Raw genomic sequence first — 24,081 nt, forward strand, 5'->3', positions numbered from 1 at the left:
CCCATGCGCCTGTTGATCGTGGAAGATGAGAAGCGGCTCGCGGTGTCCCTGGCCAAGGGGCTGACGGCCGAGGGCTTCGCGGTGGACGTCGTCCACGACGGTCGGGAGGGCCTGCACCTGGCGAGCGAGGGCGTCCACGACCTCGTCATCCTCGACATCATGCTCCCCGGCATGAACGGCTACCGCGTGTGTGCCGCCCTGCGCGCCGCCGGCCACGACGTGCCGATCCTGATGCTCACCGCGAAGGACGGCGAGTACGACGAGGCCGAGGGACTCGACACGGGCGCCGACGACTACCTCACCAAGCCGTTCTCGTACGTGGTTCTCGTCGCCCGGGTGAAGGCGCTGCTCAGGCGACGCGGCCCGGCCGGCCGGGCCGCGCCCGTGCACACGGTCGGTGATCTGAGGGTCGACACCGCCGCCCGGCGCGTGTTCCTCGCCGACGACGAGGTCACCCTGACCGCGAAGGAGTTCTCCGTCCTCGAACAGCTCGTGCTCAGAGCGGGTGAGGTCGTCTCGAAGGCTGCCGTCCTGGAGCACGTCTGGGACTTCGCCTACGAGGGCGACCCGAACATAGTCGAGGTCTACATCAGCACCCTGCGCCGCAAGCTGGGCCCGACGCTCATCAAGACCGTCCGCGGCGCCGGATACAGGCTGGAGGCCCGCCCGTGAAGCGCCGTCTCGGCTCCGTACGGGCCCGTGCCACCCTCGCCGCGACCGTCGTCGTCGCCGTCGCCCTGGTCGCCGCGGGCGCCGCCGTGCTGCTCTCGCTGCGGTTCACCCTCGTCGACAAGGCGGACGCCGAGGCCGACTCCGTGGCCCGCAGCGCCGCATCGGCGCTCGCCCACGGCTTCGCGTACGACAAGCTGAACCTGCCGGACGGCGACGAGAACCCCGTCGAGATCCTCGACCGCAGACAGCAGCCCGTCGTGGTCGGCGAGGACGTCGAGGGCATCAGCGTCAGCGCCGTCGCCTCGGAGCGGCTGAACTCCGAGACCAACGACGACGCCGACGACCGGGCCGAGGGCGACCGGGAGGCCGAGGACGCGGACCGGCTCAAGGCCGGGGAGGTCGCCGACGAGACCTGGTACGGCGAGGGCACCGCGACCGTCGAGGGGCAGACGGCGGACTACCGGTTCGCCGCCGTCGACGTGATCACGAAGGGTGGCGTTCCGCTCACCGTCTACGCGGGAGCGCCGCTCTCCGTCGAACGGGACGCCGTCGACACCGCGTTGACCACCATGCTCATCGGGCTGCCGCTGCTCCTGCTGACGGTCAGCGGGGTGACGTACCTCGTCACCCGGCGGGCGCTGCGCCCCGTCGAGGGCATCCGCGCCGAGATGGCCGCCATCACGGCCTCCGAGGACCTGTCGCGGCGCGTTCCGGAACCGGACACCCACGACGAGGTCGCCCGCCTGGCCCGAACGACGAACGAGACCCTCGCCGCGCTGGAGAGTTCGGTCGAACGGCAGCGCGCGTTCGTCGCCGACGCCTCGCACGAACTGCGCAGCCCCATCGCGTCCCTGCGCACCCAGCTGGAAGTGGGTGCCGCGCACCCGGGGCTGCTGGACCTGGACGGGGCCCTGGAGGACACCGTACGGCTGCAGAGTCTCGCCGCCGACCTGCTGCTCCTCGCCCGCCTCGACGCGGGGGAGCGGCCGCCACCGGACGCGCGCTTCGACCTGGCGGGGGTCGTACGGGAAGAGGTGGACTCCCGTACGGGGGTGGCCCTCGACAGCGTGGCGTCGCTGGAGGTGCGCGGCTCCCGCAACCAGATCTGCCGTGTCCTCGGCAACCTGCTGGACAACGCCGCCCGGCACGCCCGCGACCGGGTCGCGGTCACCCTGCGCTCCGAGGCCGGCCAGGCGGTCCTCCAGGTCGTCGACGACGGCTCGGGGGTCCCCCTCGCCGACCGCGACCGCATCTTCGAACGCTTCGTCCGCCTGGACGAGTCGCGGGCCCGCGACGACGGCGGCGCCGGCCTGGGCCTGGCCATAGCCAGGGACATCGCCCGACGCCACGGAGGCACCCTGACCGTCCGGGACGCCCAGGAAGGCGGCGCCCTCTTCGAACTACGCCTCCCTAAGGAGACCTGAGGGCGCCTTCCTCGACCTACGGGGCCCCCGAGCAACCCAGGGGCGCGGGGAACTGCGTGACCAGCCACGACGTGCCCGCGGTCGAGAAGAGACCCGCAGCCCCCGTCGTTTCCCGACCCCCAAGCGGAGCGCTACGGCTTGCCGCGATGGCTCCGCAAGTGCTCCGCGACCGGCGTCAGCGACTTGTGCAGGTCCTCCAGCGCCTCCTCCGGCAGCAGATCGATGAAGTGCCGCCGCACGGAGGCCACATGATGCGGCGCGACCCGCTGCATGGTCTCCAGGCCGTGCTCGGTGAGCACGGCGAACAGCCCGCGCCGGTCGGACTCGCAGTTCTCCCGGCGCACCAGGTTCGCGTTCTCCATGCGGGTGATCTGGTGCGAGAGGCGGCTCTTGGACTGGAGGGTCGCGGAAGCGAGATCGCTCATCCGCATCCGCAGGCCCTCCGACTCGGAAAGGTTCACCAGGATCTCGTAGTCGTTCATTGTCAGGCCGAACGGCTGCAGATCCCTTTCGAGCTGGTGCGTCAACAGTCGGTTGACGTCCAGATGGGTGCGCCAAGCGCACTGCTCCGCCTCGGTCAGCCAGCGCGTGGCCGTCTCGGTCTCCATGAATGAAGTCTACCTAAAAGGTTGAAAGGTGAACTAGTGAGGGGTTGTGGTGGTGCGTGTCGGAACATGCCGGCGTGCACACGTTCGATGTCACACTCCGCAGACTACCGCTCACAGCCCGAAGCGACGCTGGAGGTCCCCCAGCTGTCCGGGAAGGCGCGGTGCGCCGCCTTGCTGCCCGTGGTGGCCCGGTACCCCTCCACCGCCGGGTACCCCCGGTTCGTGCGGAACCATGCCCGTGGCCTGCTCGGCCATGAGGGTTTCGGACGACTGGAGCAGTACCGTGCCCGCCCCGACGAACTCGAACTGGTGCTCCTCGCCGGAGGCGCCGCCGATCCCCGTCAGTGCACGTAGACCGCCCATTACCCCGGTCATGTACCCGTGGTCGTAGTGGTGGCAGGGGGAGGGGCAGTCGGCCCACCCGACCAGGGCCTGCGGGTCGACCCGGATGGGGGGTTCCATGAACACCACCGGGCCGTTGGAGGCGGCCACGAACTTCCCGGTTCCGATCAGCGTCAGGAACCCCGGAACGATGGACTGCTTCAGCGCGAGACTTGGCTGAAAAGCGAGGAGGTTGCCGGAGCGAATGGTCAGGTTGCCGTCGTCCAGGTCATACGAGTTGACGTCGAAGGCCCGGTCGGCCAGCAGCATCTTCCCGGAGCCCTCGGCGACGACCCAGTCGCTCGCGTGCAGAGGCGAATGGAAGGACGTACGGACAAGACGGTCCAGCCGGCCGTGCCCGACGCCGTTGAACTCCATCTGCCCGTAGTAGGCGATCATCTTCCCCTTCTGCAGGAACCACTGGCTCCCCTTGAGCTCCACGCAGAAGGTGTAGTTGTTGACGTTGTCGTCGCTCGGCAGCGTCATCGGGTCGAAGACGGTCGGGCCGGCGACGGGGCCCCCGTACATGCTCACAGCTTCTCCTCCGAGGCCTGGACGTACACCGCGCCGTTACCGCTCAGCTCCAGCTGGAACGCCTCGCCTGAGCCGCGGCCCACCATGTCGCGCCAGCCGAGCGCGGTGGACAGCTTGTTGCGTACGTCGCCGTGGTGGGCCACATACGCCTGGGGGTCCACATGGACCGGGCGGTGGGGGGTGATCGGGACCTCGATGACGCCGCCGTGCGCCATCACGGCGACCGCGCCGTGGCCCTGGAGGGTGGTGGTGAACAGACCCTGTCCCGTCACCTGGCCGCGGACCATGCCCATGACGCCGCCCTGCGAGCCCATGAACATCGTGCCCTGCTGGAGGGTGCCGTCGAAGGCCAGCAGACGGTCGGCCTCGACGTAGAGCGTGTCACCGGTCAGGTTGATCACCTGGATGTGGTGGCCGCCGTGACCGAACAGGACCGTGCCGCTGCCCTCGACGGTCATCAGCGGCGTCGCCTCGCCCGCGACCCGGCGGCCGATCATCGACGCGATACCGCCCTGGCCGCCCTGGATGTTGGGTGTGAAGGACACCTCGCCCTTGTAGGCGAGCATCGCCCCGCGCTGGCTGAACAGCCGCTGGCCGGGCATGACGGTCGCCTCGATCATCTTCGAGTTGATCTCGCGGAAGGGCATCTCACACGTCTCCCGCGATCGTGTTGCGCTCGCTCGGCTGGACGTAGACGAGGCCGTCGCCCTCGAAGCGGATCTGGAAGGCCTCGCCGCCGCCCTCCCCGAGGAACGTGCGGAACGTCACACCGGACTGGAACGACTGCTGGAGGTTGCCCTGGTGGGCGATGTACGCCCCCGGGTCCACCGTCAGCGGGTACTGGTGACTCACGCGCAGGACCACCGCCGGGCCGTCGGACATGATCGCCGCCTGGCCGTGGCCTTCTATGGTCGTGGTGAACAGCCCGTTGCCCTGCGAGGCGCCACGCAGCCCCGTGAAGCTCGTGCCCGTCCGCAGCCCGGAATCCGTCGCGAGCAGATTGCTCGACTCCACGTACAGCTTGTCCCCCTGAAGATTCACGAGGTTGATCTCGGAGGCCCGGTCCGCGAACCAGCAGGTCCCCTGCCCGGTGACCTCCATCAACGTCATCTGTTCACCCGTGAGGCGCCGCGTCACCATCCCGCGCAGGCCCTCACCGCCGCCGCTCAGCTTCTTGAACGACATCTGACCGTCGTACGCGACCATCGAGCCGTTCTTCGCCTTCACGGCGTCCCCGGTCATGTCGACGGCGAGCACTTTGCTGCCTTGAAGTCGGAACATTGCCACGGGAGGACGGTAACCGGCCGATGGCCGGACAGGACAGGGTCCAGAGGGTGATCTCGACCCTGAGGGACCCCCTAGGGCATTCGGGAGGTTGACGGATGCCAGAATGGACAACGCTTGTGCATGCGTTCACAAAGCTCGACGACTCGCCCGCCGACCCCACCGAAGGTGACCAGTGGACATCAAGACCGCCTCTGCCCTCCGCCGCCTGCGCCTCGTCTCCGCCCCCGAGGCCGTCTCCTTCCTGCTGCTGCTGGTCTGCTCGGTGCTGAAGCGCACCACGGAGTTCAACGCGGTGCCCGTCATGGGCTGGGTCCACGCCATCCTGTTCCTGCTGTACCTGCTCTTCTGGGCCGACGCCTGGAACCGCGCGAAGTGGTCGCTGAAGACCGCCGCGCTCTACTTCGCCCTCTCCGTGCTGCCCGCCGGCGGCTTCTTCGCGGAGCGCAGGCTGCGTCGTGAGGCCGAGCACGCGGTGATCGCCTCCCGTGCCCGCAAGGAAGGGATCGTGAACGCGTGATCGTCGCCTTCTCCGTGACACCGCTCGGCGTCGGCGAGGACGTGGGGGAGTACGTCGCCGATGCCGTCCGTGTCGTCCGCGCATCGGGTCTGCCGCACCGCACCGACGCCATGTTCACGTCCATCGAGGGCGACTGGGACGAGGTCATGGACGTCGTCCGCCGCGCCGTCGCCGTGGTCGAGGAGCGCGCCCCGCGGGTCTCCCTGGTCCTGAAGGCGGACATCCGCCCCGGCGTGACGGACGGTCTGACGTCGAAGGTGGAGACGGTCGAGCGGCACCTCGCCGAGTAGGGCGTCCCGCTGTTCCGGTGCCTCGCAGGCCGGACCAGAGAATCCCCCGAACCCCGGTCCCCTGGGCCGGGGTTTTCCCGTGTCAGAGGTTTGAGCGATCGCTCAAACCCGTGTACGGTTTCGATCAGTCGTTTTGAGCGATCGCTCAAAACCCGTACGGACCTGGGGGGACGCAGATGAGACAGAAGAGTCTCTACGTAGAGGCCCGCATCCGGGCCGATCTCGACGACCTGTGGGCGCGCACCCAGGAGCCGCACCGGCACCAGCGCTGGGACCTGCGTTTCACCGAGATCGCCCACCTTCCGCGCGCCGAGGGCGAGCCGCAGCGCTTCCGGTACGCGACCCGGGTGCTCCCCGGTCTGATGATCGCCGGTACGGGCATCTCGGCCGGAGAGAAGGAGCGGCCGGACGGCACCCGGACCTCCGCCCTGCGCTTCGCCTCGGCGCATCCGCTCTCGCTGCTCGCCGAGGGCAGCGGCTACTGGCGTTACGTACCCGACGGCGACGGGGTCCGCTTCCTCACCGGCTACGACTACCGCCCCCGCTGGGGCCGTCCCGGCGCCGTCGCCGACCGGCTGCTGTTCCGCCCGCTCATGGGCTGGGCCACCGCCTGGTCCTTCGACCGTCTGAGGCTGTGGCTGGAGCGCGACATCACCCCCGAGCGGGCGCTGCGCCGCTGGCTCGCCGAGGTCGTCGTACGCGCGCTCGTGATCGCGGCGGCCTGCGCCGGCCTGGTGTACGGGGCGCTGTGGGACCCGGCGGGTCCCCTGGCCTCGCCGGCGCTGTTCGCGACACCCGTGACGGCCGTGGCGGCGGTCCTGGCGGCCCTGATCGTGCCGCCCCTGCCCGGTACGCCGTCGGCCCGGCGCTGTCTGCGCACGCCACCCGCACGCACGCGTGCCCCACGTCTCCTCGCGACCCTGGAGCGCTGACAGCCATGGAACTCCTGACCCCGAAGGCCTCCGCGACGCCGTCCTCGCCCTCGATCTTCCGGACGGTGATGGGAGCGGACTTCGACCGGCTCCACCCGGAGCTGCGCCGCCGCTTCTCCGTCGGCCTGGCCGGCGGCGAGGCGTGCACCGGCCGGGGGACGATGGACCGCGTCTGGCACGGCCGGGGCCTGGTGAAGCCGTTCCTGGCGCTCGGCGGCACCCGCAACATCCTCGTCCCGCGCGAGGGACGGAACGTCCCCTTCGTCATCGAGAACGTGCCGTACCTGGACACCCACGGCCGTGAGACGGTGACCTTCGTGCGTACCTTCGACCTGCCCGGCCGCCCCCGCCGCTTCGACGCCCAGATGGTGCTCGGCCCGCGGGGCGACCGCGTGCTCGACTACCTCGGCACCCACCAGCACCTCGCCAGCGATCTGTACTTCACCGCCGAGCCCGACGGGTCGCTGCTCATCCGCTCCGGCGAGCACCGCTTCCGGGAGGGGCCGGTCGACGTACGCGTACCCGAGGTCATCGGCGGTGAGGCCGAGGTACGGGAACGGTTCGACGAGCGGACAGGACGCTTCCGGATCCGCGTCCGGGTGGTGAACCGGCACTTCGGGCCGCTCTTCGGTTACGAGGGCTCCTTCACCGCCACGTACGACGACGTCCGCGTCCGCGGCGTCCGGCCAGGTCTGCGGCCGGTCCGCGAGGAGGCGCGGGCGTGAGCGAGGCGACCAGGGCGAAGTTGCTGGAGGGGGCCCTGCGAACGCTCGTCGAGCAGGGGATCGCCAAGACCTCCGCACGGACGATCGCCGCCACCGCCGGGGTCAACCAGGCGCTCGTCTTCTACCACTTCGGGTCGGTCGACGACCTGCTGGCGGCGGCGTGCCGACACGGCGCGGAACAGCGGGTCGCCCGCCACCGGGAGCGGCTGGCGAGGATCGACTCGCTGGCCGAACTGCTCGCCTTCGGCCGGGAGATGCACGCGGAGGAACGCGCGCAGGGGCATGTGGCCGTGCTCGGCCAGCTCCTCGCCGGTGCCCAGACGCATTCGAGGCTCGCCCCCGCGACAGCGGCGGGGCTCGACCTCTGGATCACCGAGATCGAGGACGTCCTGCGACGCGTGCTGGCCCTCTCGCCCCTCGGGGAGTTCACCGACCCCTCCGGGCTCGCCCGCGCGGTCGCGGCCTCCTTCGTGGGGCTGGAGTTGTACGAGGGCGTCGACCCGGAGGGTGCGGACTCCGCCCTGGCCGCGCTGGAACAGCTGACGGGGCTCGTGGCCGCGCTCGAGACGCTCGGGCCCGTGGCTCAGCGCGCGGTGCGCCACCACCTGCGGCGCACCGCCGCGCGATGAGGTAGGGCGGCGAACCGGGTCCGGTCGCCCCGGGTGGTACCCCCATCCGCCGTAGGCGCCGAGAGCCCTCCGTTCGGCCCTCCCCAGATCGACATACCGCCAGATGCCCTCTTTCGTGTAGGTATCGCCTTGTTCGATCACTGGAGGGCGCTGTGGGACCGGAGGGCTATGACTACGACACCCACAGCCGACTGGCTGGACCGCTGACGCAGCCCTCGGGGGCGGCCTACCGGGTGCAGTACACCAAGCTCCTCTCGAAAGAGCCGCACCGCATACGGGCCGTCCTGCTGATGACGCTCGCGCCGGTCCTCACCGGCGTCCTGCTGGTCTACCTCGTGTGGCCGACCCACTGGGTCGAGCGCGAGGGCGCGGACACCTGGCTGGTGGGGCTCGACCTCGCGATGCTGACCGCCATCGGGCTGATCGAGCTCTTCATGGTCGTCAACGTCGTGTCGATCGCCCACGCGACGATGGCCGCCCGCGACCCCATACCCGTGGTCCCCGAACCCGGCACCCGCGTCGCCTTCCTCACCACCTACGTCCCCGGCAAGGAACCCCTCTCCATGGTCAGGGCCACCCTGGAGGGCGCGACCCAGGTACGGCACGACGGCCACCTCGACGTGTGGCTCCTCGACGAGGGCGACGACGACCGGGCCAAGGCCCTCTGCGCGGAACTCGGCGTCCGGCACTTCTCCCGCAAGGGGATACCCGAGTGGAACCTCCCCAAAGGTCCCCACAAGGCCCGTACCAAGCACGGCAACTACAACGCGTGGATCGCCCTGCACGGCGAGGAGTACGAGTTCTTCGCCTCCGTCGACACCGACCACATACCGCTGCCGAACTTCCTCGAACGGATGATGGGGTACTTCCGGGACCCGGACGTCGCGTTCGTCGTCGGTCCCCAGGTGTACGGCAACTACACCGCCCCCGTCACCAAGGCCGCCGAGTCGCAGCAATTCCTCTTCCACGCCCTCATCCAGCGCGCCGGCAACCGCTACCGCGCCCCCATGTTCGTCGGCACCAACAACGTCGTACGGGTCGCCGCCGTGCGGCAGATCGGCGGACTTTGCGACTCGATCACCGAGGACATGGCCACCGGCTTCGAGCTGCACCGGCACCGCAACCCCCGAACGCGCGCGTACTGGCGGTCCGTGTACACGCCGGACGTGCTGGCCGTCGGCGAGGGGCCCGCCTCCTGGACGGACTTCTTCACCCAGCAGATGCGCTGGTCGCGCGGCACGTACGAGACGCTCTTCAAGCAGTACTGGAAGGCGCCGTTCACGATGCCCTGGGGCCGCCTCTTCTCGTACACGCTGATGCTCGTCTACTACCCGATGACGGCCGTGAACTGGCTGCTCGGCATCGTCAGCTGCGTGCTGTTCCTGTGCTTCGGGGCGTCCGGCACGGAGGTCACCGCCTCCGTGTGGCTGATGCTCTACAGCGACGCGGCCGCCCTCCAGGTCGGGCTCTACCTGTGGAACCGCAGGCACAACGTCTCGCCGCACGAGCCGGAGGGGTCGGGCGGGCTCGCGGGGATGGCGATGTCCGCGCTCTCCGCGCCCATCTATCTGAAGTCCCTCGGTGCCGCGCTGCTCCGGCTGCCCTGCCGCTTCGTGGTCACCCCGAAGGGCCGGGACGCCAGCCCCGACCGGCTGCTGACCTTCCGCATCCATCTGTTCTGGGCGGCCGTGCTGGGCTCGTCACTGACCGTCTCGTTCCTGTTCGACCACAGCCATGTGGCCATGCGCACCTGGGCGGTCCTCGCCACGGCCATCTCGCTGGCGCCCGTCGGGGTGTGGGCCGCCACCCGGTACCGGGAGTGCCGGGCGGGCGCCACGGACTCGATGCGGCGGACGGCGGGCACGCCGCCCACCGTGAGGGTCACCGACGGCAGCGAGCCCGTTCTGGCGCCCACCCCCACCTCGGCCCCCTCGGTCTCCGGCACAACGACGGGAGGCAACTAGGCCATGGCGTACCAGCTCTCGAAGAAGAACAAGAAGACCGCCCTGGGCATCGGAGGCGTCACCCTCCTCGCGGGGCTGAACGCCCCGGCGGCCGTCGACTTCGCCCAGGATCAGTACCACGAGTGGAAGATCGCGCAGCCCGGCTACAAGGCCCGGTACGGCTCCTGGTCGCAGGTCGACATCCCGAAGGAGTACCGCACCAACGCCATCCACGCGGCCCTGCTGCACACCGGCAAGGTGCTGATCGTCGCCGGATCGGGCAACGAGCAGAAGAAATTCGACAAGGGGTCCTTCGACACCGTCCTGTGGGACCCGGCGCGGAACACCTTCAAGAAGATCCCCACCCCCGTCGACTTCTTCTGCGCCGGCCACGCCCAGCTCCCCTCCGGCCGGCTCCTGGTGGCCGGTGGCACCGCCCGCTACGAGCTGCTCGACGGCGAGGTCGAACGGGCCGGCGGCGGCATGCGCGTCAAGAACGAGAACCCCGACCAGGCCGTGTTCCTGAAGAAGGGGACCCGCTTCCGCTCGCCGACCGGCACCGAGTACGTCAGCCGGTTCGACGTCACCGTCCCCAAGGCCAGGCGCACCTTCGGCATCACCTACGACGCGGCCGGCGTGATGCAGCCGTGGAACACGAAGGTCACCGCGAGCGAGGCCCGGGTCTTCGTCGAGGCCGTCGAGAAAGGGCCGAGGTTCGTCACGGACAAGCAGGCCCAGTACGAGATCGTCGGGCTCAAGGGCGAGGCCGCCGCCAACACGTACGGGCTCTCCGAGAAGATCACCATGGACAAGCAGGACTTCCAGGGGATCAGGGCGGCCTACGAGTTCGACCCGGTGGCGGAGAAGTACGTGCCGGTCGCCCCGATGGAGAAGGCCCGCTGGTACCCGACGCTGGTCGGTCTGGGGGACGGGCGGGTGCTCGCCGTGTCGGGGCTCGACGACGTGGGGGTCGTCGACCCGGGCGACAACGAGATCTACGACCCGACGAGCAGAACGTGGAAGCGGGGCCCCAAGCGGTACTTCCCCACGTACCCGGCCCTCTTCCTCACCAAGGGCGGCAAGCTCTTCTACCCGGCCTCCAACGCCGGTTACGGCCCCGCCGGCGCGGGCCGGGCGCCGGGCCTGTGGGACCTGAAGAACAACAAGTTCGAGAAGGTTCCGGGCCTGACGGACGCCGACCAGACGGAGACCTCGGCCTCCGTGCTGCTGCCACCCGCCCAGGACCAGAAGGTGATGGTCCTCGGCGGCGGAGGCGTCGGCGAGTCCAGGAAGGCGACCTCGCGCACGGCGGTCGTCGACCTGAGCAAGGACGCCCCGGCCTTCCGGGACGGCCCCGACCTCCCCCAGGGCACCCGCTACCTGAACAGCGTGATCATGCCCGACGACACCGTCTTCACCTCCAACGGCTCCCGTGACTACCGCGGCCGCAGCGCCAGCAACATCCTCAAGGCGCAGTTCTACGACCCCGAGTCCAACTCCTTCCGGGGCGCCGCCGCCCCACGGGTGGGCCGCAACTACCACTCCGAGGCCCTGCTCCTGCCGGACGGCCGCGTCGCCACCTTCGGCTCCGACCCGCTCTTCGACGACCAGCAGAACACCAAGCTGGGCCACTTCGAGCAGCGCATGGAGATCTACACACCGCCGTCGCTGCACAAGTACGGCAAGAGCCGTCCCGTCCTCGGCGACGGCCCCCAGGAGACCGACGCCAAGGGCCGTGCCACCTTCGCCACCGTCCACCCCGAGCGGATCGCCGCCGCGCGGCTGATACGGCCCAGCGCGGTCACCCACACCACCGACGTCGAACAGCGGTCCATCGCGCTGGAGATCACCAGGACCCGTGACTCGATCACGGTCGACGTCCCGGCGGACCGGACCCTCGTCCCGCCGGGCTGGTACATGCTGTTCGTGACCGACGCGCAGGGGACGCCGTCCGTGGCGAAGTGGATCCAGGTGCGGTGACGCCCGGCGACGGGGCCCTACGCCTTCGCGTTGCGCGCCAGGCCGAGGGCGTAGTCCGGCCACCATGTGCCCGCCGCCGGGCCGCCCCGGCACTCCCCGTCCGACTCCCCGGGACGCTTGATCCACAGATACGCGTCGAGGGCCGGCTCCCCGGTGTCGGTGGTGGGAGGGGTGCCGAGGGCCCGGCCCGGCGGGTTGCACCAGGCGGTGCCGCGCTCGCCGTTCAGAGGGCCGTTGCCGTTGCGGCTGGTGTCGACGACGAAGTGCTTGCCGTCGAGGGCCTCGGACAGCCTGAGGCCGTACGCCTTGGTGGTGGCGTCGGTCTGGAAGTTGGAGACGTTGAGGGAGAAGCCGTCGGCGCGGGCGACGCCGGCGCGGCGCAGTGGTTCGACGAGCGCACCGGGGTCGTCGATCCAGGCCGGGTTGCCGGCGTCGAGGTACACGCTGGTGTTCGGCTGCTCCTTGAGCCGCTCGATGGCCTCGGCCAGCAGCCCCTCACGCTCCGCGTGGTACTCGCCGGGAGTGCAGCCGTCCACGATGTGGGCGACCGCGTCGGGTTCCAGGACGACCAGGGCGTCGCTGTCCCCGATCGCGTCGGCGAAGGCGCCGATCCACTCCAGATAGGCGCCGGAGTCGTGGGCACCGCCCGCGGAGTGCTGGCCGCAGTCACGGTGCGGGATGTTGTACGCGACGAAGACCGCCGTGCGGTTCTCCCGTCCCGCGGCCTCGATGACCTTCTTGATCGCCGGCACCGGGTCGTCGCCGGCCGGCCATGTCGCGGTCGGCCGCTCGGCGATGCGGCGCAGCAGGGCGGCGTCCCGGTCGCGGCCCTCGCGCTCCCAGCGGTCGATCTGCCGGGCCGCGGGACTCGACGGGTCGACCCAGAAGGGGGACCCGGCAGCAGGCCGTACCCCCTCACCGGCCTTCGCGGTGGCGTCGCCGCCGACGGACGCGTCGCCGATGCCGCCGCGGTCAGACCCGGGCGACGAGCAGCCCGTCGCCGACCAGAGCGCGACGAGGGCCGAGAGGGCGGCAAGGGTACGGAGCGACGTACGGGTCGGCCGGGACATGATGCTCCCTCTGCTCCCTGGACGGTGACGTCCCGTGACGATTTATCGCCAAGCGTTACACAAGGTGATGAATCGACTCGACTGCGACACCGCTCGGGAGAGGATCGCGGCCCTGCCGGGCGACCGAAAGGCGAGACGGGGCTGACCAGCATGTGACCGGCCGGTAAGGTCGATGGCGTGCCGAAGCCGCTCAGCCTTTCCTTCGACCCCATTTCCCGCGCCGACGAGCACTGGAAGCAGCGCTGGGGGAACGTCCCGTCCATGGCCGCGATCACCTCGATCATGCGGGCCCAGCAGATCCTGCTGGCGGAGGTCGACGCGGTGGTCAAGCCGTACGGGCTGACCTTCGCGCGCTATGAGGCGCTGGTGCTGCTCACCTTCTCCCAGAAGGGTGAGCTGCCGATGTCCAAGATCGGCGAGCGACTCATGGTCCACCCCACGTCCGTCACGAACACGGTGGACCGCCTGGTGAGATCCGGCCTCGTCGACAAGCGCCCCAACCCCAACGACGGGCGTGGCACCCTCGCCTCGATCACCGACAAGGGCCGTGAGGTCTGTGACGCCGCCACCCGCGACCTCATGGCCATGGACTTCGGTCTCGGCGTCTACGACGCCGAGGAATGCGCGGAGATCTTCGCGATGCTCCGCCCGCTGCGGGTGGCGGCGGGCGACTTCGAGGAGAGCTGAACGGCGACCGCCGGGGTCAGGCCGCGGCGGTCCCGGTCGCCGTGTCCTCGATGACGAGGGGCTCGGCCTCGCGGGTGATCCGGCGCTCGACGAAGAAGGCGGCGGTCGGGACCGTGCCCGCGAGGAGGACCCACAGCAGGCGCCCCACCGGCAGCTTCATCTTGTTGCCGAGGTCGAAGGCGAAGACGAGGTACAGCACGTACAGCCAGCCGTGGGCGAAGCCCACCACGGTGACGAAGGTGTCGAAACCGTCCAGGCCCAGCACGCGCTTCCCGATCACGCCCGCCGTGAGCAGGATCAGCAGCACGGCCGTGACGAGGGCCAGCACTCGGTAGCGGGTCAAGACGCTCTTCTTCATGGCGTTGAGCGTAACGGGTGCTTTCGTGGATCCCGTAGGCGCGTCCTGACCTGCACCACTATCATTTACTAGGACGTCCTAGTAAATTGACTTCCATGGACGCTGACGCCATCCAGGAGGGTCGCCGTCGCTGGCAGGCCCGGTTCGACGCCGCCCGCAAGCGCGAGGCCGACTTCACCACGCTTTCCGGCGATCCGGTGGAGCCCGTGTACGGCCCCCGGCCCGGGGACGTGTACGACGGGTTCGACCGGATCGGGTGGCCGGGCGAGTTCCCGTTCACCCGGGGGCTCTATCCGACCGGCTACCGGGGACGGACGTGGACGATCCGGCAGTTCGCCGGGTTCGGGAACGCCGAGCAGACGAACGAGCGGTACAAGATGATCCTCGCCAACGGCGGCGGGGGCCTGTCGGTGGCGTTCGACATGCCGACCCTCATGGGGCGGGACTCCGACGACCCCCGGTCGCTGGGCGAGGTCGGGCACTGCGGCGTCGCCATCGACTCCGCCGCCGACATGGAGGTCCTGTTCAAGGACATCCCGCTCGGGGACGTCACGACGTCCATGACCATCAGCGGACCGGCCGTTCCCGTCTTCTGCATGTACCTCGTCGCCGCCGAGCGGCAGGGCGTCGACCCGGGTGCGCTGAACGGCACCCTGCAGACCGACATCTTCAAGGAGTACATCGCCCAGAAGGAGTGGCTCTTCCAGCCCGAGCCGCACCTCAGGCTCATCGGCGACCTCATGGAGCACTGCGCGGACGGCATCCCCGCGTACAAGCCGCTGTCCGTCTCCGGCTACCACATCCGTGAGGCCGGGGCCACGGCCGCGCAGGAGCTGGCGTACACGCTGGCCGACGGCTTCGGGTACGTGGAGCTGGGCCTCAGCCGCGGGCTGGACGTGGACGTGTTCGCGCCGGGGCTGTCCTTCTTCTTCGACGCGCACGTCGACTTCTTCGAGGAGATCGCCAAGTTCCGCGCGGCGCGCAGGATCTGGGCGCGCTGGATGCGTGACGTGTACGGGGCGCGGACCGAGAAGGCCCAGTGGCTGCGGTTCCACACCCAGACCGCCGGTGTCTCGCTGACCGCGCAGCAGCCGTACAACAACGTGGTGCGCACGGCGGTGGAGGCGCTCTCCGCGGTCCTCGGCGGCACCAACTCCCTGCACACCAACGCGCTGGACGAGACCCTCGCGCTGCCCTCGGAGCAGGCCGCCGAGATCGCGCTGCGCACGCAGCAGGTGCTCATGGAGGAGACCGGCGTCGCCAACGTCGCCGACCCGCTGGGTGGTTCGTGGTACGTCGAGCAGCTGACGGACCGTATCGAGGCCGACGCGGAGAAGATCTTCGAGCAGATCAAGGAGCGGGGGCTGCGGGCCCACCCCGACGGGCGGCATCCGATCGGGCCGATGACCTCCGGGATCCTGCGCGGCATCGAGGACGGCTGGTTCACCGGGGAGATCGCGGAGTCCGCCTTCCGCTACCAGCAGGCCCTGGAGAAGGGGGAGAAGCGGGTCGTGGGCGTGAACGTCCACCACGGCTCCGTGACCGGGGACCTGGAGATCCTGCGGGTCAGTCACGAGGTCGAGCGCGAGCAGGTGCGGGTGCTGGCCGGGCGCAAGAGCGCCCGTGACGACGCGGCGGTGCGGCGCGCGCTGGACGCCATGCTCGGCGCCGCCCGGGACGGGTCGAACATGATCGGACCGATGCTGGACGCCGTCCGCGCGGAGGCCACGCTGGGCGAGATCTGCGGGGCGCTGCGGGACGAGTGGGGGGTGTACACGGAGCCGGCGGGGTTCTAGCGCCCCGGCGGGCAACGTCTGCCCGTCGGCGCACTGGGCGCCGCCGTGTGCCGAGGGGGGGTGTGGTGGCCGGTCGTCACGGTCCCCCGCATCCCCTCAGTCCGTCGTCCCGCCCAGGCCCACCAGCAGGAGCCTGGTGAAGGCGCGGACCCACTGCTCGTCGGCCGGTTCCGCGCTCACCAGGGTGCGGTGGACCACCGCGCCGGCCACGACGTCGAAGATGAGGTCGACGGTCGTGGGGTCGGACTCCGGGGGGAGTTCACCGCGGGCCTGGGCGCGGGTGCGGCCCTCCAGGACCAGTCGTTTCTGACGTTCGACGATGGACGTGCGGATGCGTTCGCGCAGCGCGTCGTCGCGGGTCGACTCGGCGATGACGGCCATCAGGCCGCTCCTGGCCTCGGGACGGGCGAGGATCGCCGCGAACTGGAGCACCACGCCCTCGATGTCCGCCGCGAGGCTGCCCCGGTTGGGGATCTCCAGCTCGTCGAAGAGTTCGGCCACCGCGTCGACCACGAGCTCGTTCTTGCCCGCCCAGCGGCGGTAGAGGGTCGTCTTGGCCACTTTGGCGCGCGTCGCCACGTCGCCCAGTGTCAGCTTCGACCAGCCCAGCTCCACGAGAGCCTCCCGGGTGGCCGCCAGGATCGCGGCGTCCGCCGTGGCACTGCGCGGGCGCCCCGTGGCGCGGGAGGCAGGGGTGCGGCTCTGCATGCCGCCGACCATATCCGGCCGTTCTTCGCCGTCCCCGTATGTCGTGCCCGGCGCCGTGAGCCAGATCACCGCGGGCTGGGTACATAGGAGTCGCGGGTGCAGTTACGCTACGGGTCGTAGCGAAAGCTCGGGCACGATGGGGACGGTCGGCTTCGCGACGCTTTTCACGCGCGCGCCCGGAGGGGGGAGGATGTACTCATGCAGCCACGGAACATGTCCATGAGCGGAGTCGTCGACCTCGCCGCGGTGAAGGCGGCCCAGGAGGCCAAGGCGAAGGCGGAGCAGGCGCGTGCCGACGCGGCCCGGCAGGGCGGCGCGGGAGCGGTCTCCCCGGCCGACCTGGTCATCGACGTCGATGAGGCCGGGTTCGAGAGGGAGGTTCTCCAGCGCTCCGCCGAGGTGCCCGTCGTCATCGACTTCTGGGCCGAGTGGTGCCAGCCCTGCAAGCAGCTGAGCCCCGTGCTGGAGCGGCTGGCCGTCGACTACAACGGCAAGTTCGTCCTCGCCAAGATCGATGTCGACGCGAACCAGATGCTGATGCAGCAGTTCGGGATCCAGGGGATCCCCGCGGTGTTCGCCGTCGTCGCCGGGCAGGCACTGCCCCTCTTCCAGGGTGCCGCCCCCGAGCAGCAGATCCGCGCCACCCTCGACCAGCTCGTGCAGGTCGCCGAGCAACGCTTCGGCCTCACCGGCCTCGTGGTCGACCCCGACGCCGAGTCCGGTGCCGTCGAGCCGTCCCCGCAGATCCCGGCCGGCCCCTACGACCACCTGCTCGCCGCCGCCGTACAGGCCCTGGACGCGGGCGACTTCGGCGGCGCCGTGCAGGCGTACAAGAACGTGCTGAGTGACGACCCGGGCAACAGCGAGGCCAAGTTGGGCCTCGCGCAGGCCGAGTTGCTCCAGCGGGTGCAGGGCGTGGACCCGCAGGAGGTGCGCAAGGCCGCGGCGGAGAAGCCCGGCGATGTGCAGGCGCAGATCGCGGCGGCCGACCTCGACCTCGTGGGCGGGCATGTGGAGGACGCCTTCGGGCGGCTCGTCGAGACGGTCCGGCGGTCGGCGGGTGATGACCGGGAGACCGCGCGGCTGCGGCTGCTCGAACTGTTCGAGGTCGTCGGGTCCGACGATCCGCGGGTGACCGCGGCCCGCCGGGCGCTGGCGCGGGCGTTGTTCTGAGGCGGGCTCCGGGGCGTGCCGTGTCGGCGCGTTCCGGTTCTCCCTGGGCGCCCACGCTTCGGCGTGGGCGCACGGCTGTGATGTGCCGCAACGCGTGTTGGCGGAGTAAGAGATTTGGCGACACGGCGACATCCTGGCCGCGCTTTACCAAATCTTGGTAATATCAGCTGCTGTTACTGGCAGTAAGAGAACCGCGTCGATGTGTCGGACTCTGTCCGACTGTCAACCACTCTGTCGCCTCACTGGGGGCGACCCAGGGTCGCTCCCCGATGCCAATGGGTCGTTGTTCGGTTATCCGTCCGTTACTAGCGAGTAACGAACCCCCTTGCGGGGGCGGCCAGAATGCACCACGATCGGCGACGCTCGGTCCAATCCCGTTCCCCGCCGGCCAGTCGGGTCAACGGGTTTTCTGGGTCCCCACCGAGTAGAGCCGGCGACAGTGGCGCCGGCTCTTGGGCAGGGGGGTCTCCGCTCAACGGCGGAGCCTGTCCAGCAGGTTGTGCGTGATGCGTGTCAGGCGCGACCAGTGGTTGTCGCTCGGGGGTGATCGCCGGTGACTCGGGCGCTTTGGCGCTGCAGAGCGCGGGCGCTCCCCATTCCCGAGGACGTAGCACTTCTCCCATCCCTGCCCGGCCGAGCCGCAGTCAACGGGCGAGCCGGTGTCAGGAGATGTACGTCCGAGAAGGAGGAAATATGGAGTCCCAGGTGCGTGGCGGGACCAGATGGAAGCGGTTCGCTGTGGTCATGGTGCCCAGCGTCGCCGCCACGGCAGCGATAGGTGTCGCCCTCGCGCAGGGCGCTCTTGCCGCGTCGTTCAGTGTGTCGGGACAGTCGTTCAAGGTGACGGCGGGTCAGCTCGAAGGTCAGGGCTTCTCGCAGTACGGGGCGCTCGACGAGGGCTACACCCTCAAGGGCGAGAAGACGGTTCACCCCGTCGCCGTCTCGGCGTTCAAGAGCGCGTCGATCACCAACATGTGCCAGTCGGTCGTGACCCCCGGTGTCCCGTTCCTCGGTAGCGTCAGCCTCAAGCTGACCGCCGGTACCGGTGGCAAGAAGGTCGAGGCCGAGAACCTCTACATCGACGTCGAGGACCTCTCGGCCGATGCCGTCTTCAAGAACATCGACATCGGTGTAGCGGCCAAGGACGCCAACAAGGGTCCGGGCATGAAGGGCGGCTCGGAGCAGGCCAACCCCTACGGGTTCGCCCAGCAGGCCGACTCGGCCACGCTGAGCGACGTGAAGCAGACGGCGTGGGCGACCACCGCCGGAACCTTCAAGCTGAGCAACCTCAAGATGTCGCTCCACAAGGGCACCGTGGAGTGCTACTAAGCACTCCCTGGGCGGGTGAGGGGGCCTGCGCTTCTTCGCCCGCCCGTCCCTCTGGCGGCGCGGGGCGTCCCGCGCGCCATCTCCGTACGTGAATTCCCGTACGCGCGCCTCGTACTACGTGCCGTACGCGAACTTCTCACAGCAACACCGTTCCAGGGAGCTGTTGTCCATGAGCGCCGAGTCAACGGGGCAGAACGAAGACTATCTCCGCGCCTTTCGGCGGCGCTTCCGCGACTGGAGGGGCTCTCGTCCCTTCTGGGCGGGCCTTCTGGTACTGCTCGGCGGTTTCCCGATCATGTACCTGCCGTACGCGAACCTGCAGATCGGTCACCTCACGCTCGCCATGTCGACGACGGGCGGCGCGGGTTCGCTCATCATCGGCGTGCTGCTGGTGGTGCTCGGGATCAGTCTGTGGTTCCAGCGGCATGTACGCACCTTCGCCGGTACGGCGGCGATCCTCCTGGCGCTCGTGTCCATCCCGGTCTCCAACCTCGGCGGCTTCGGCTTCGGCTTCCTGCTCTCCCTGATCGGCGGTGCGCTGGCCATCGCCTGGGCGCCCGGTCAGGAGGAGGAGCGGGTGTCGTCCACCTACAAGACGCCGACGCACACTCCGGCCCCCCGGGGCACGGCTGCCCAGGACACGGCCCCTCAGAACACGGCACAACCAGGTGCGGTTCCCCTGACCAAGGGTGACGCCCCGGAGCCCGCGACGGCGGACTCCACGAGCGGGGCGGCGCACGGCGAGGGCGACGACCTGTCAGGTACCACCCCCACGAACGGGACGAACGGGAGGCACAGTGCCGGCTGACAAGGTGACCCACGGGACTTCGGTGGGAGAGTCCCGTGCGAGAACCGGACCGCGGCACGCGGCGCCCAAGAAGCCCCTTCTCACCCGGCTGAACGTGCCGGCGGGCAAGGCGATAGCCCTGGCGGCGATGCCGACGGCGGTCCTCATGGGCATGGGCTTCACGCCCACCCTGGCCCGCGCCGAGGACCCGACGAAGCAGAGTCTGACCGCCGACGAGTACAAGGACTGCGTGGCGGCCCTGGAAGCCGCCGAGGAGGGCACGGACACCTCCGCCTCGCCCACGCCCACCCCGTCCGCCTCCGCCCCGGAGAGCGACGACACGTCCACGGACGAGGGCACGAAGGAGGAGGACACCTCCACCGGCGCCGGCGAAGGCGCCGGCGACTCGGCGTCGGGCGACAACTCCGCGGACGACGACTCCTCTTCGTCGGATTCAGGTTCCGACGACAAGGCCGACGTGGACGAGTCCACCACGGACCCCGCCGACAAGTCCGCCTCCGACACCACGGACACCCCCGCGCCCACGCCCTCCGAGGAGGCGGGCGGCGGCAACGTCCTGGAGGACATCGGCGACGCGCTCGAGGACATCTTCGTGCCCGAGGACGACACCGCCGACACCACTCCCGAGCCGTCCACCACCCCGTCCCCCTCCGCCTCCGACGACACCGCCGGGGACACCGGCTCCGACGCCGGGAAGGACTCCGGCAAGGACGCCCGGGACACCGCCGACGACGCCACCGACAAGGTGACCGACACGGCCAAGGACGTCACCGACACGGTGAAGGACACGAAGGACGACGCCGAGGACACGGGCGGCGACGTCACCACGACGCCGAGCCCGACCCCGTCGCCGAGCGAGAAGGTGAACGCCGACGACTGCCCGGTCGCCACGGAGGACGAGAGCGGAGTCGAGAGGGGCATCCCCGCGCTGCCGAACGACCCCTGGTACCTGAACGCCAGCTCCCTGCTGCTGAAGGGCGCCGACTACCAGGGCATCGTCAAGGTGCGGACCGCCGACGGCTCGGTCAAGGAGGTGCTGAAGTACGTCATCTCCGACGGCACCGACATCGGCGACCTCCACCAGACGGTCGAGGACAAGCAGGCCGGCGTCACCTATCACGTGCAGGCCCGCAAGGGCAGCACGTCCACGATCCGCGACGGAAAAACGATCATGTACACCGAGAGCATCTCCGGCAATCTGCTCGGTCTGATCCCGGTGACCTTCGATCCCAAGCACCCGCCGCCGCTGAACATCCCGCTGATCTACTTCACCAAGGTGAAGGTCGTCCAGGCGGGCCAGTTCGGCGGCACGCTCACGGTGCCCGGGCTGCACCAGTTCACCACCGACTGATACCGCGTACAGCCCCCCGGCGCCGTACCGGACCCGTCCGGGAGCCGCAACACACCGAGGGCGCCCCCTGCTCGCAGGGGGCGCCCTCGGTGCTGTCGTACGGCGTCGGCGTCAGTCGCGGGCGCCGCCGCCCAGGTGGTGCACCCGGACCATGTTGGTGGTGCCCGGAACACCGGGGGGCGAGCCGGCGGTGATGACGGCGATGTCGCCCTCGTTGAAGCGGCCCAGCTTGAGCATCTCGTGGTCGACCAGGTCGACCATCTCGTCGGTGCTGTTCACGAACGGCACCACGTGCGACTCCACGCCCCAGCTGAGCGCCAGCTGGTTCCGGGTCGACTCGTCGGTGGTGTACGCGATGATCGGCTGGGAGGCGCGATAGCGGGACAGCCGGCGGGCGGTGTCACCGGACTGCGTGAAGGCCACCAGCGCCCGGCCGCCGAGGAAGTCGGCGATCTCGCAGGCCGCACGGGCGATCGAACCGCCCTGCGTGCGCGGCTTCTTGCCCGGCACCAGCGGCTGGAGGCCCTTGGAGAGCAGTTCCTCCTCGGCCGCCGCGACGATCTTCGACATCGTGCGGACCGTCTCCAGCGGGTACGCGCCCACACTGGACTCCGCCGACAGCATGACCGCGTCCGCCCCGTCCAGGATCGCGTTGGCGACATCGGACGCCTCGGCGCGCGTGGGGCGGGAGTTGGTGATCATCGACTCCATCATCTGGGTCGCCACGATCACCGGCTTGGCGTTGCGGCGGCACAGCTCGATGAGCCGCTTCTGCACCATCGGGACCTTCTCGAGCGGGTACTCGACGGCCAGGTCGCCACGGGCGACCATCACGCCGTCGAACGCCATCACGACGTCCTCCATGTTCTCGACCGCCTGCGGCTTCTCCACCTTGGCGATGACCGGGACCCGGCGGCCCACCTCGTCCATCACCTTGTGGACGTCCTGCACGTCGTCGGCGTCCCGTACGAAGGAGAGCGCCACCAGGTCGCAGCCCATCCGCAGGGCGAACCTGAGGTCCTCCACGTCCTTCTCGGACAGCGCGGGCACGTTCACCGCGGCGCCGGGCAGGTTGATGCCCTTGTGGTCCGAGATGACGCCGCCCTCGACGACCTCCGTGCGCACCCGCGGGCCGTCGACCTCGATGACCCGCAGCTCGACGTTGCCGTCGTTGATGAGGACCTGGTCGCCGGCGGAGACGTCACCGGGCAGGCCCTTGTACGTCGTACCGCAGATGTGCTTGTCGCCCGGCACGTCCTCGGTGGTGATGGTGAACTCGTCACCGCGCACCAGCTCCACCGGACCCTCGGCGAAGGTCTCCAGACGGATCTTGGGGCCCTGGAGGTCGGCGAGGACACCGATGGCCTTGCCGGTCTCGGCGCACGCGGCCCGGAGCCGGTCGTACCGGCCCTGGTGCTCGGCGTGGCTGCCGTGGCTGAAATTGAAGCGGGCGACATTCATGCCGGCTTCGATCAGGGCGACAAGCTGCTCGTGGGAGTCGACCGCGGGGCCGAGAGTACAGACGATTTTCGAACGGCGCATGGGGACGATCCTATCGGTTTGTTTCGCTGCGGAATATTCCGTCTGGCGGAATGCACATGGGCGGCTATGCGCTCAGTCGTGTTACCGGCGTGTATTTCCCGACTGTTTTGCTCATCTGTCGACCAGGGCGTACGTCTGTGCTGCGATCTCCAGCTCCTCGTCGGTCGGCACCACCGCGACGGCGACCCGGGCACCGGCCGGCGAGATCAGCCGCGGCTCGTCGCTCCGTACGGCGTTCAGGTCGGCGTCCACCGCCGGGCCCAGCGGTTCCAGGCCCGCGAGGGCGGCCTCCCGCACCCGTGCCGCGTTCTCGCCGACCCCCGCGGTGAACGCGATCGCGTCCACCCGGCCGAGTACCGCGCAGTAGGCGCCGATGTACTTCTTCAACCGGTGAATGTAGATGTCGAAGGCGAGCTTCGCCCGCTCGTCGCCCTCGTCGATACGCCGGCTTATTTCCCGCATGTCGTTGTCGCCGCACAGCCCGATCAGACCGCTCTTCTTGTTGAGGAGAGTGTCGATCTCGTCCGTGGACATTCCGCCAACGCGCATCAAATGAAAGATGACGGCCGGGTCCATGTCTCCCGAGCGCGTACCCATCACGAGCCCCTCCAAAGGTGTCAGCCCCATGGAGGTGTCGACGCACCGGCCCCCGCGCACGGCCGACGCGGACGCCCCGTTGCCGAGGTGCAGCACGATGACGTTCACGTCCTGCGGCGCCTTGCCCAGCAACGCCGCCGTGGCCCGGGAGACATACGCGTGCGAGGTGCCGTGGAAGCCGTAGCGGCGCACCCGGTAGGCGTCGGCGGTCTCCACGTCGATCGCGTAGCGCGCCGCGGACTCCGGCATCGTCGTGTGGAACGCGGTGTCGAACACGGCGACCTGCGGCAGATCCGGGCGCAGCGCCTGAGCCGTACGAATGCCCGTCAGGTTCGCCGGGTTGTGCAGCGGCGCCACCGGGATCAGCCGCTCGATCTCGGCGAGCACGGCGTCGTCGATCACCGTCGGCGCGGTGAAGCTCTGCCCGCCGTGCACCACGCGGTGCCCGATGGCGGCCAGCTCCGGGGAGTCGAGGCCCAGCCCGTCCTTGGCGAGTTCCTCGGCGACGGCCTTCAGGGCGGCCGAGTGGTCGGCCATCGGGCCGGTGCGTTCCCGGGGCTCGCCCCCGTCGGTCAGCGGGGTGTGCTTCAGCCGGGAGCTCTGCTCCCCGATGCGCTCCACCAGGCCCACGGCCAGCCGACTGCTGTCCCGCATGTCGAGCAGTTGGTACTTCACCGAGGAGGAGCCGGAGTTGAGGACGAGGACGCGGGTGGCGGTCACGGTGGTCGAATGCCTTCTGT

24 protein-coding genes are annotated in these 24,081 nt (G+C 69.9%); 15 read left to right on the top strand and 9 right to left on the bottom strand.

Going from position 1 to position 24,081, the window contains the following annotated elements; genetic code table 11:
* Positions 1–3: 3 nt before the first annotated feature.
* Entirely contained in the window at positions 4–672 is a 669-nt protein-coding gene (locus ACZ43N_RS35815) for a response regulator transcription factor (RefSeq protein ID WP_468103221.1), read from the top strand.
* Positions 669–2,096, top strand: a complete 1,428-nt coding sequence (locus tag ACZ43N_RS35820; protein ID WP_468103222.1) for a sensor histidine kinase — start codon at positions 669–671, stop codon at positions 2,094–2,096. The genes ACZ43N_RS35815 and ACZ43N_RS35820 overlap by 4 nt, the downstream gene beginning before the upstream one ends.
* 131 nt (positions 2,097–2,227) lie before the next feature.
* Here ACZ43N_RS35820 and ACZ43N_RS35825 read toward each other — a convergent pair whose 3' ends face one another.
* The 4 genes from ACZ43N_RS35825 to ACZ43N_RS35840 form a co-directional block, all read right to left on the bottom strand.
* Positions 2,228–2,704 carry a MarR family winged helix-turn-helix transcriptional regulator gene (locus tag ACZ43N_RS35825; protein WP_468103223.1) on the bottom strand — a complete coding sequence of 159 codons (477 nt, stop codon included), beginning with the start codon at positions 2,702–2,704 and terminating at the stop codon, positions 2,228–2,230.
* 111 nt (positions 2,705–2,815) lie between these two features.
* Positions 2,816–3,613: an AIM24 family protein gene (locus ACZ43N_RS35830; protein WP_468103256.1), complete on the bottom strand. Its 798-nt coding sequence runs from the start codon at positions 3,611–3,613 to the stop codon at positions 2,816–2,818.
* 2 nt (positions 3,614–3,615) lie between these two features.
* Positions 3,616–4,266: an AIM24 family protein gene (locus tag ACZ43N_RS35835; RefSeq protein ID WP_468103224.1), complete on the bottom strand. Its 651-nt coding sequence runs from the start codon at positions 4,264–4,266 to the stop codon at positions 3,616–3,618.
* Between the two features lies 1 nt (position 4,267).
* Positions 4,268–4,900, bottom strand: coding sequence for an AIM24 family protein (locus tag ACZ43N_RS35840; RefSeq protein ID WP_468103257.1), 633 nt, complete (start codon positions 4,898–4,900; stop codon positions 4,268–4,270).
* Positions 4,901–5,078: 178 nt separating this feature from the next.
* On the opposite strand from ACZ43N_RS35840, the gene ACZ43N_RS35845 reads away from it, so the two are divergent.
* From ACZ43N_RS35845 to glxA, 7 genes are all read left to right on the top strand, one after another.
* Positions 5,079–5,423, top strand: coding sequence for a DUF3817 domain-containing protein (locus ACZ43N_RS35845; RefSeq protein WP_468103225.1), 345 nt, complete (start codon positions 5,079–5,081; stop codon positions 5,421–5,423).
* A complete protein-coding gene (locus ACZ43N_RS35850; protein ID WP_468103226.1) occupies positions 5,420–5,713 on the top strand; it encodes an MTH1187 family thiamine-binding protein in 294 nt (97 codons plus the stop codon). The genes ACZ43N_RS35845 and ACZ43N_RS35850 overlap by 4 nt, the downstream gene beginning before the upstream one ends.
* 176 nt (positions 5,714–5,889) lie before the next feature.
* Entirely contained in the window at positions 5,890–6,645 is a 756-nt protein-coding gene (locus ACZ43N_RS35855) for a hypothetical protein (RefSeq protein WP_468103227.1), read from the top strand.
* Positions 6,646–6,650: 5 nt separating this feature from the next.
* Complete coding sequence (locus tag ACZ43N_RS35860) at positions 6,651–7,370, top strand: DUF4166 domain-containing protein (RefSeq protein ID WP_468103228.1); 720 nt, start codon at positions 6,651–6,653, stop codon at positions 7,368–7,370.
* Complete coding sequence (locus ACZ43N_RS35865) at positions 7,367–7,999, top strand: TetR/AcrR family transcriptional regulator (RefSeq protein ID WP_468103229.1); 633 nt, start codon at positions 7,367–7,369, stop codon at positions 7,997–7,999. The genes ACZ43N_RS35860 and ACZ43N_RS35865 overlap by 4 nt, the downstream gene beginning before the upstream one ends.
* A gap of 152 nt (positions 8,000–8,151) precedes the next feature.
* The gene (locus tag ACZ43N_RS35870; protein WP_468103230.1) at positions 8,152–9,963 is read left to right on the top strand and encodes a glycosyltransferase family 2 protein; all 1,812 of its coding nucleotides are present in this window, start codon (positions 8,152–8,154) and stop codon (positions 9,961–9,963) included.
* A gap of 3 nt (positions 9,964–9,966) precedes the next feature.
* The gene (gene glxA / locus ACZ43N_RS35875) at positions 9,967–11,922 is read left to right on the top strand and encodes a radical copper oxidase GlxA (protein ID WP_468103231.1); all 1,956 of its coding nucleotides are present in this window, start codon (positions 9,967–9,969) and stop codon (positions 11,920–11,922) included.
* 17 nt (positions 11,923–11,939) lie between these two features.
* On the opposite strand, the gene ACZ43N_RS35880 is transcribed toward glxA, so the two are convergent.
* Positions 11,940–12,992 (bottom strand): glycoside hydrolase family 6 protein, encoded by a 1,053-nt coding sequence (locus ACZ43N_RS35880; protein WP_468103232.1) that lies wholly within the window; start codon positions 12,990–12,992, stop codon positions 11,940–11,942.
* A 177-nt stretch (positions 12,993–13,169) separates the two neighbouring features.
* On the opposite strand from ACZ43N_RS35880, the gene ACZ43N_RS35885 reads away from it, so the two are divergent.
* A complete protein-coding gene (locus ACZ43N_RS35885; protein ID WP_033529321.1) occupies positions 13,170–13,679 on the top strand; it encodes a MarR family winged helix-turn-helix transcriptional regulator in 510 nt (169 codons plus the stop codon).
* Positions 13,680–13,695: 16 nt separating this feature from the next.
* Here the strand turns inward: ACZ43N_RS35885 and ACZ43N_RS35890 are convergent, their stop codons facing one another.
* The gene (locus ACZ43N_RS35890; protein ID WP_468103233.1) at positions 13,696–14,037 is read right to left on the bottom strand and encodes a DUF3817 domain-containing protein; all 342 of its coding nucleotides are present in this window, start codon (positions 14,035–14,037) and stop codon (positions 13,696–13,698) included.
* 95 nt (positions 14,038–14,132) lie between these two features.
* Here ACZ43N_RS35890 and ACZ43N_RS35895 point away from each other — a divergent pair, with 95 nt between their 5' ends.
* Positions 14,133–15,833, top strand: coding sequence for an acyl-CoA mutase large subunit family protein (locus tag ACZ43N_RS35895; RefSeq protein ID WP_468103234.1), 1,701 nt, complete (start codon positions 14,133–14,135; stop codon positions 15,831–15,833).
* A 96-nt stretch (positions 15,834–15,929) separates the two neighbouring features.
* Here ACZ43N_RS35895 and ACZ43N_RS35900 read toward each other — a convergent pair whose 3' ends face one another.
* Positions 15,930–16,541: a TetR/AcrR family transcriptional regulator gene (locus tag ACZ43N_RS35900; RefSeq protein ID WP_468103235.1), complete on the bottom strand. Its 612-nt coding sequence runs from the start codon at positions 16,539–16,541 to the stop codon at positions 15,930–15,932.
* Between the two features lie 198 nt (positions 16,542–16,739).
* On the opposite strand from ACZ43N_RS35900, the gene ACZ43N_RS35905 reads away from it, so the two are divergent.
* From ACZ43N_RS35905 to ACZ43N_RS35920, 4 genes are all read left to right on the top strand, one after another.
* Positions 16,740–17,714, top strand: coding sequence for a tetratricopeptide repeat protein (locus ACZ43N_RS35905; RefSeq protein WP_468103236.1), 975 nt, complete (start codon positions 16,740–16,742; stop codon positions 17,712–17,714).
* A 693-nt stretch (positions 17,715–18,407) separates the two neighbouring features.
* The gene (locus ACZ43N_RS35910; protein ID WP_468103237.1) at positions 18,408–19,043 is read left to right on the top strand and encodes a DUF6230 family protein; all 636 of its coding nucleotides are present in this window, start codon (positions 18,408–18,410) and stop codon (positions 19,041–19,043) included.
* Positions 19,044–19,212: 169 nt separating this feature from the next.
* Positions 19,213–19,851 (top strand): DUF6114 domain-containing protein, encoded by a 639-nt coding sequence (locus ACZ43N_RS35915; protein WP_468103238.1) that lies wholly within the window; start codon positions 19,213–19,215, stop codon positions 19,849–19,851.
* Positions 19,841–21,202: a hypothetical protein gene (locus tag ACZ43N_RS35920; RefSeq protein ID WP_468103239.1), complete on the top strand. Its 1,362-nt coding sequence runs from the start codon at positions 19,841–19,843 to the stop codon at positions 21,200–21,202. Before ACZ43N_RS35915 ends, ACZ43N_RS35920 begins: the two co-directional genes overlap by 11 nt.
* Before the next feature lie 111 nt (positions 21,203–21,313).
* On the opposite strand, the gene pyk is transcribed toward ACZ43N_RS35920, so the two are convergent.
* Positions 21,314–22,744 (bottom strand): pyruvate kinase, encoded by a 1,431-nt coding sequence (gene pyk, locus ACZ43N_RS35925; RefSeq protein WP_468103240.1) that lies wholly within the window; start codon positions 22,742–22,744, stop codon positions 21,314–21,316.
* 111 nt (positions 22,745–22,855) lie between these two features.
* A complete protein-coding gene (locus ACZ43N_RS35930) occupies positions 22,856–24,061 on the bottom strand; it encodes an acetate kinase (RefSeq protein ID WP_468103241.1) in 1,206 nt (401 codons plus the stop codon).
* Positions 24,062–24,081: the final 20 nt, after the last annotated feature.

Source organism: Streptomyces sp. NPDC030814, from assembly GCF_055572155.1.

Excerpts from the sequence above, each read along its gene's own strand:
- ACZ43N_RS35855 (WP_468103227.1), top strand. The coding sequence starts at position 5,890 with ATGAGACAGAAGAGTCTCTACGTAGAGGCCCGCATCCGGGCCGATCTC.
- ACZ43N_RS35815 (WP_468103221.1), top strand. The coding sequence starts at position 4 with ATGCGCCTGTTGATCGTGGAAGATGAGAAGCGGCTCGCGGTGTCCCTG.
- ACZ43N_RS35835 (WP_468103224.1), bottom strand. The coding sequence starts at position 4,266 with ATGCCCTTCCGCGAGATCAACTCGAAGATGATCGAGGCGACCGTCATG.
- ACZ43N_RS35915 (WP_468103238.1), top strand. The coding sequence starts at position 19,213 with ATGAGCGCCGAGTCAACGGGGCAGAACGAAGACTATCTCCGCGCCTTT.
- ACZ43N_RS35910 (WP_468103237.1), top strand. The coding sequence starts at position 18,408 with ATGGAGTCCCAGGTGCGTGGCGGGACCAGATGGAAGCGGTTCGCTGTG.
- ACZ43N_RS35825 (WP_468103223.1), bottom strand. The coding sequence starts at position 2,704 with ATGGAGACCGAGACGGCCACGCGCTGGCTGACCGAGGCGGAGCAGTGC.
- ACZ43N_RS35895 (WP_468103234.1), top strand. The coding sequence starts at position 14,133 with ATGGACGCTGACGCCATCCAGGAGGGTCGCCGTCGCTGGCAGGCCCGG.
- ACZ43N_RS35900 (WP_468103235.1), bottom strand. The coding sequence starts at position 16,541 with ATGCAGAGCCGCACCCCTGCCTCCCGCGCCACGGGGCGCCCGCGCAGT.
- ACZ43N_RS35890 (WP_468103233.1), bottom strand. The coding sequence starts at position 14,037 with ATGAAGAAGAGCGTCTTGACCCGCTACCGAGTGCTGGCCCTCGTCACG.
- ACZ43N_RS35840 (WP_468103257.1), bottom strand. The coding sequence starts at position 4,900 with ATGTTCCGACTTCAAGGCAGCAAAGTGCTCGCCGTCGACATGACCGGG.
- pyk (WP_468103240.1), bottom strand. The coding sequence starts at position 22,744 with ATGCGCCGTTCGAAAATCGTCTGTACTCTCGGCCCCGCGGTCGACTCC.
- ACZ43N_RS35860 (WP_468103228.1), top strand. The coding sequence starts at position 6,651 with ATGGAACTCCTGACCCCGAAGGCCTCCGCGACGCCGTCCTCGCCCTCG.
- ACZ43N_RS35905 (WP_468103236.1), top strand. The coding sequence starts at position 16,740 with ATGCAGCCACGGAACATGTCCATGAGCGGAGTCGTCGACCTCGCCGCG.
- ACZ43N_RS35880 (WP_468103232.1), bottom strand. The coding sequence starts at position 12,992 with ATGTCCCGGCCGACCCGTACGTCGCTCCGTACCCTTGCCGCCCTCTCG.
- ACZ43N_RS35830 (WP_468103256.1), bottom strand. The coding sequence starts at position 3,613 with ATGTACGGGGGCCCCGTCGCCGGCCCGACCGTCTTCGACCCGATGACG.
- glxA (WP_468103231.1), top strand. The coding sequence starts at position 9,967 with ATGGCGTACCAGCTCTCGAAGAAGAACAAGAAGACCGCCCTGGGCATC.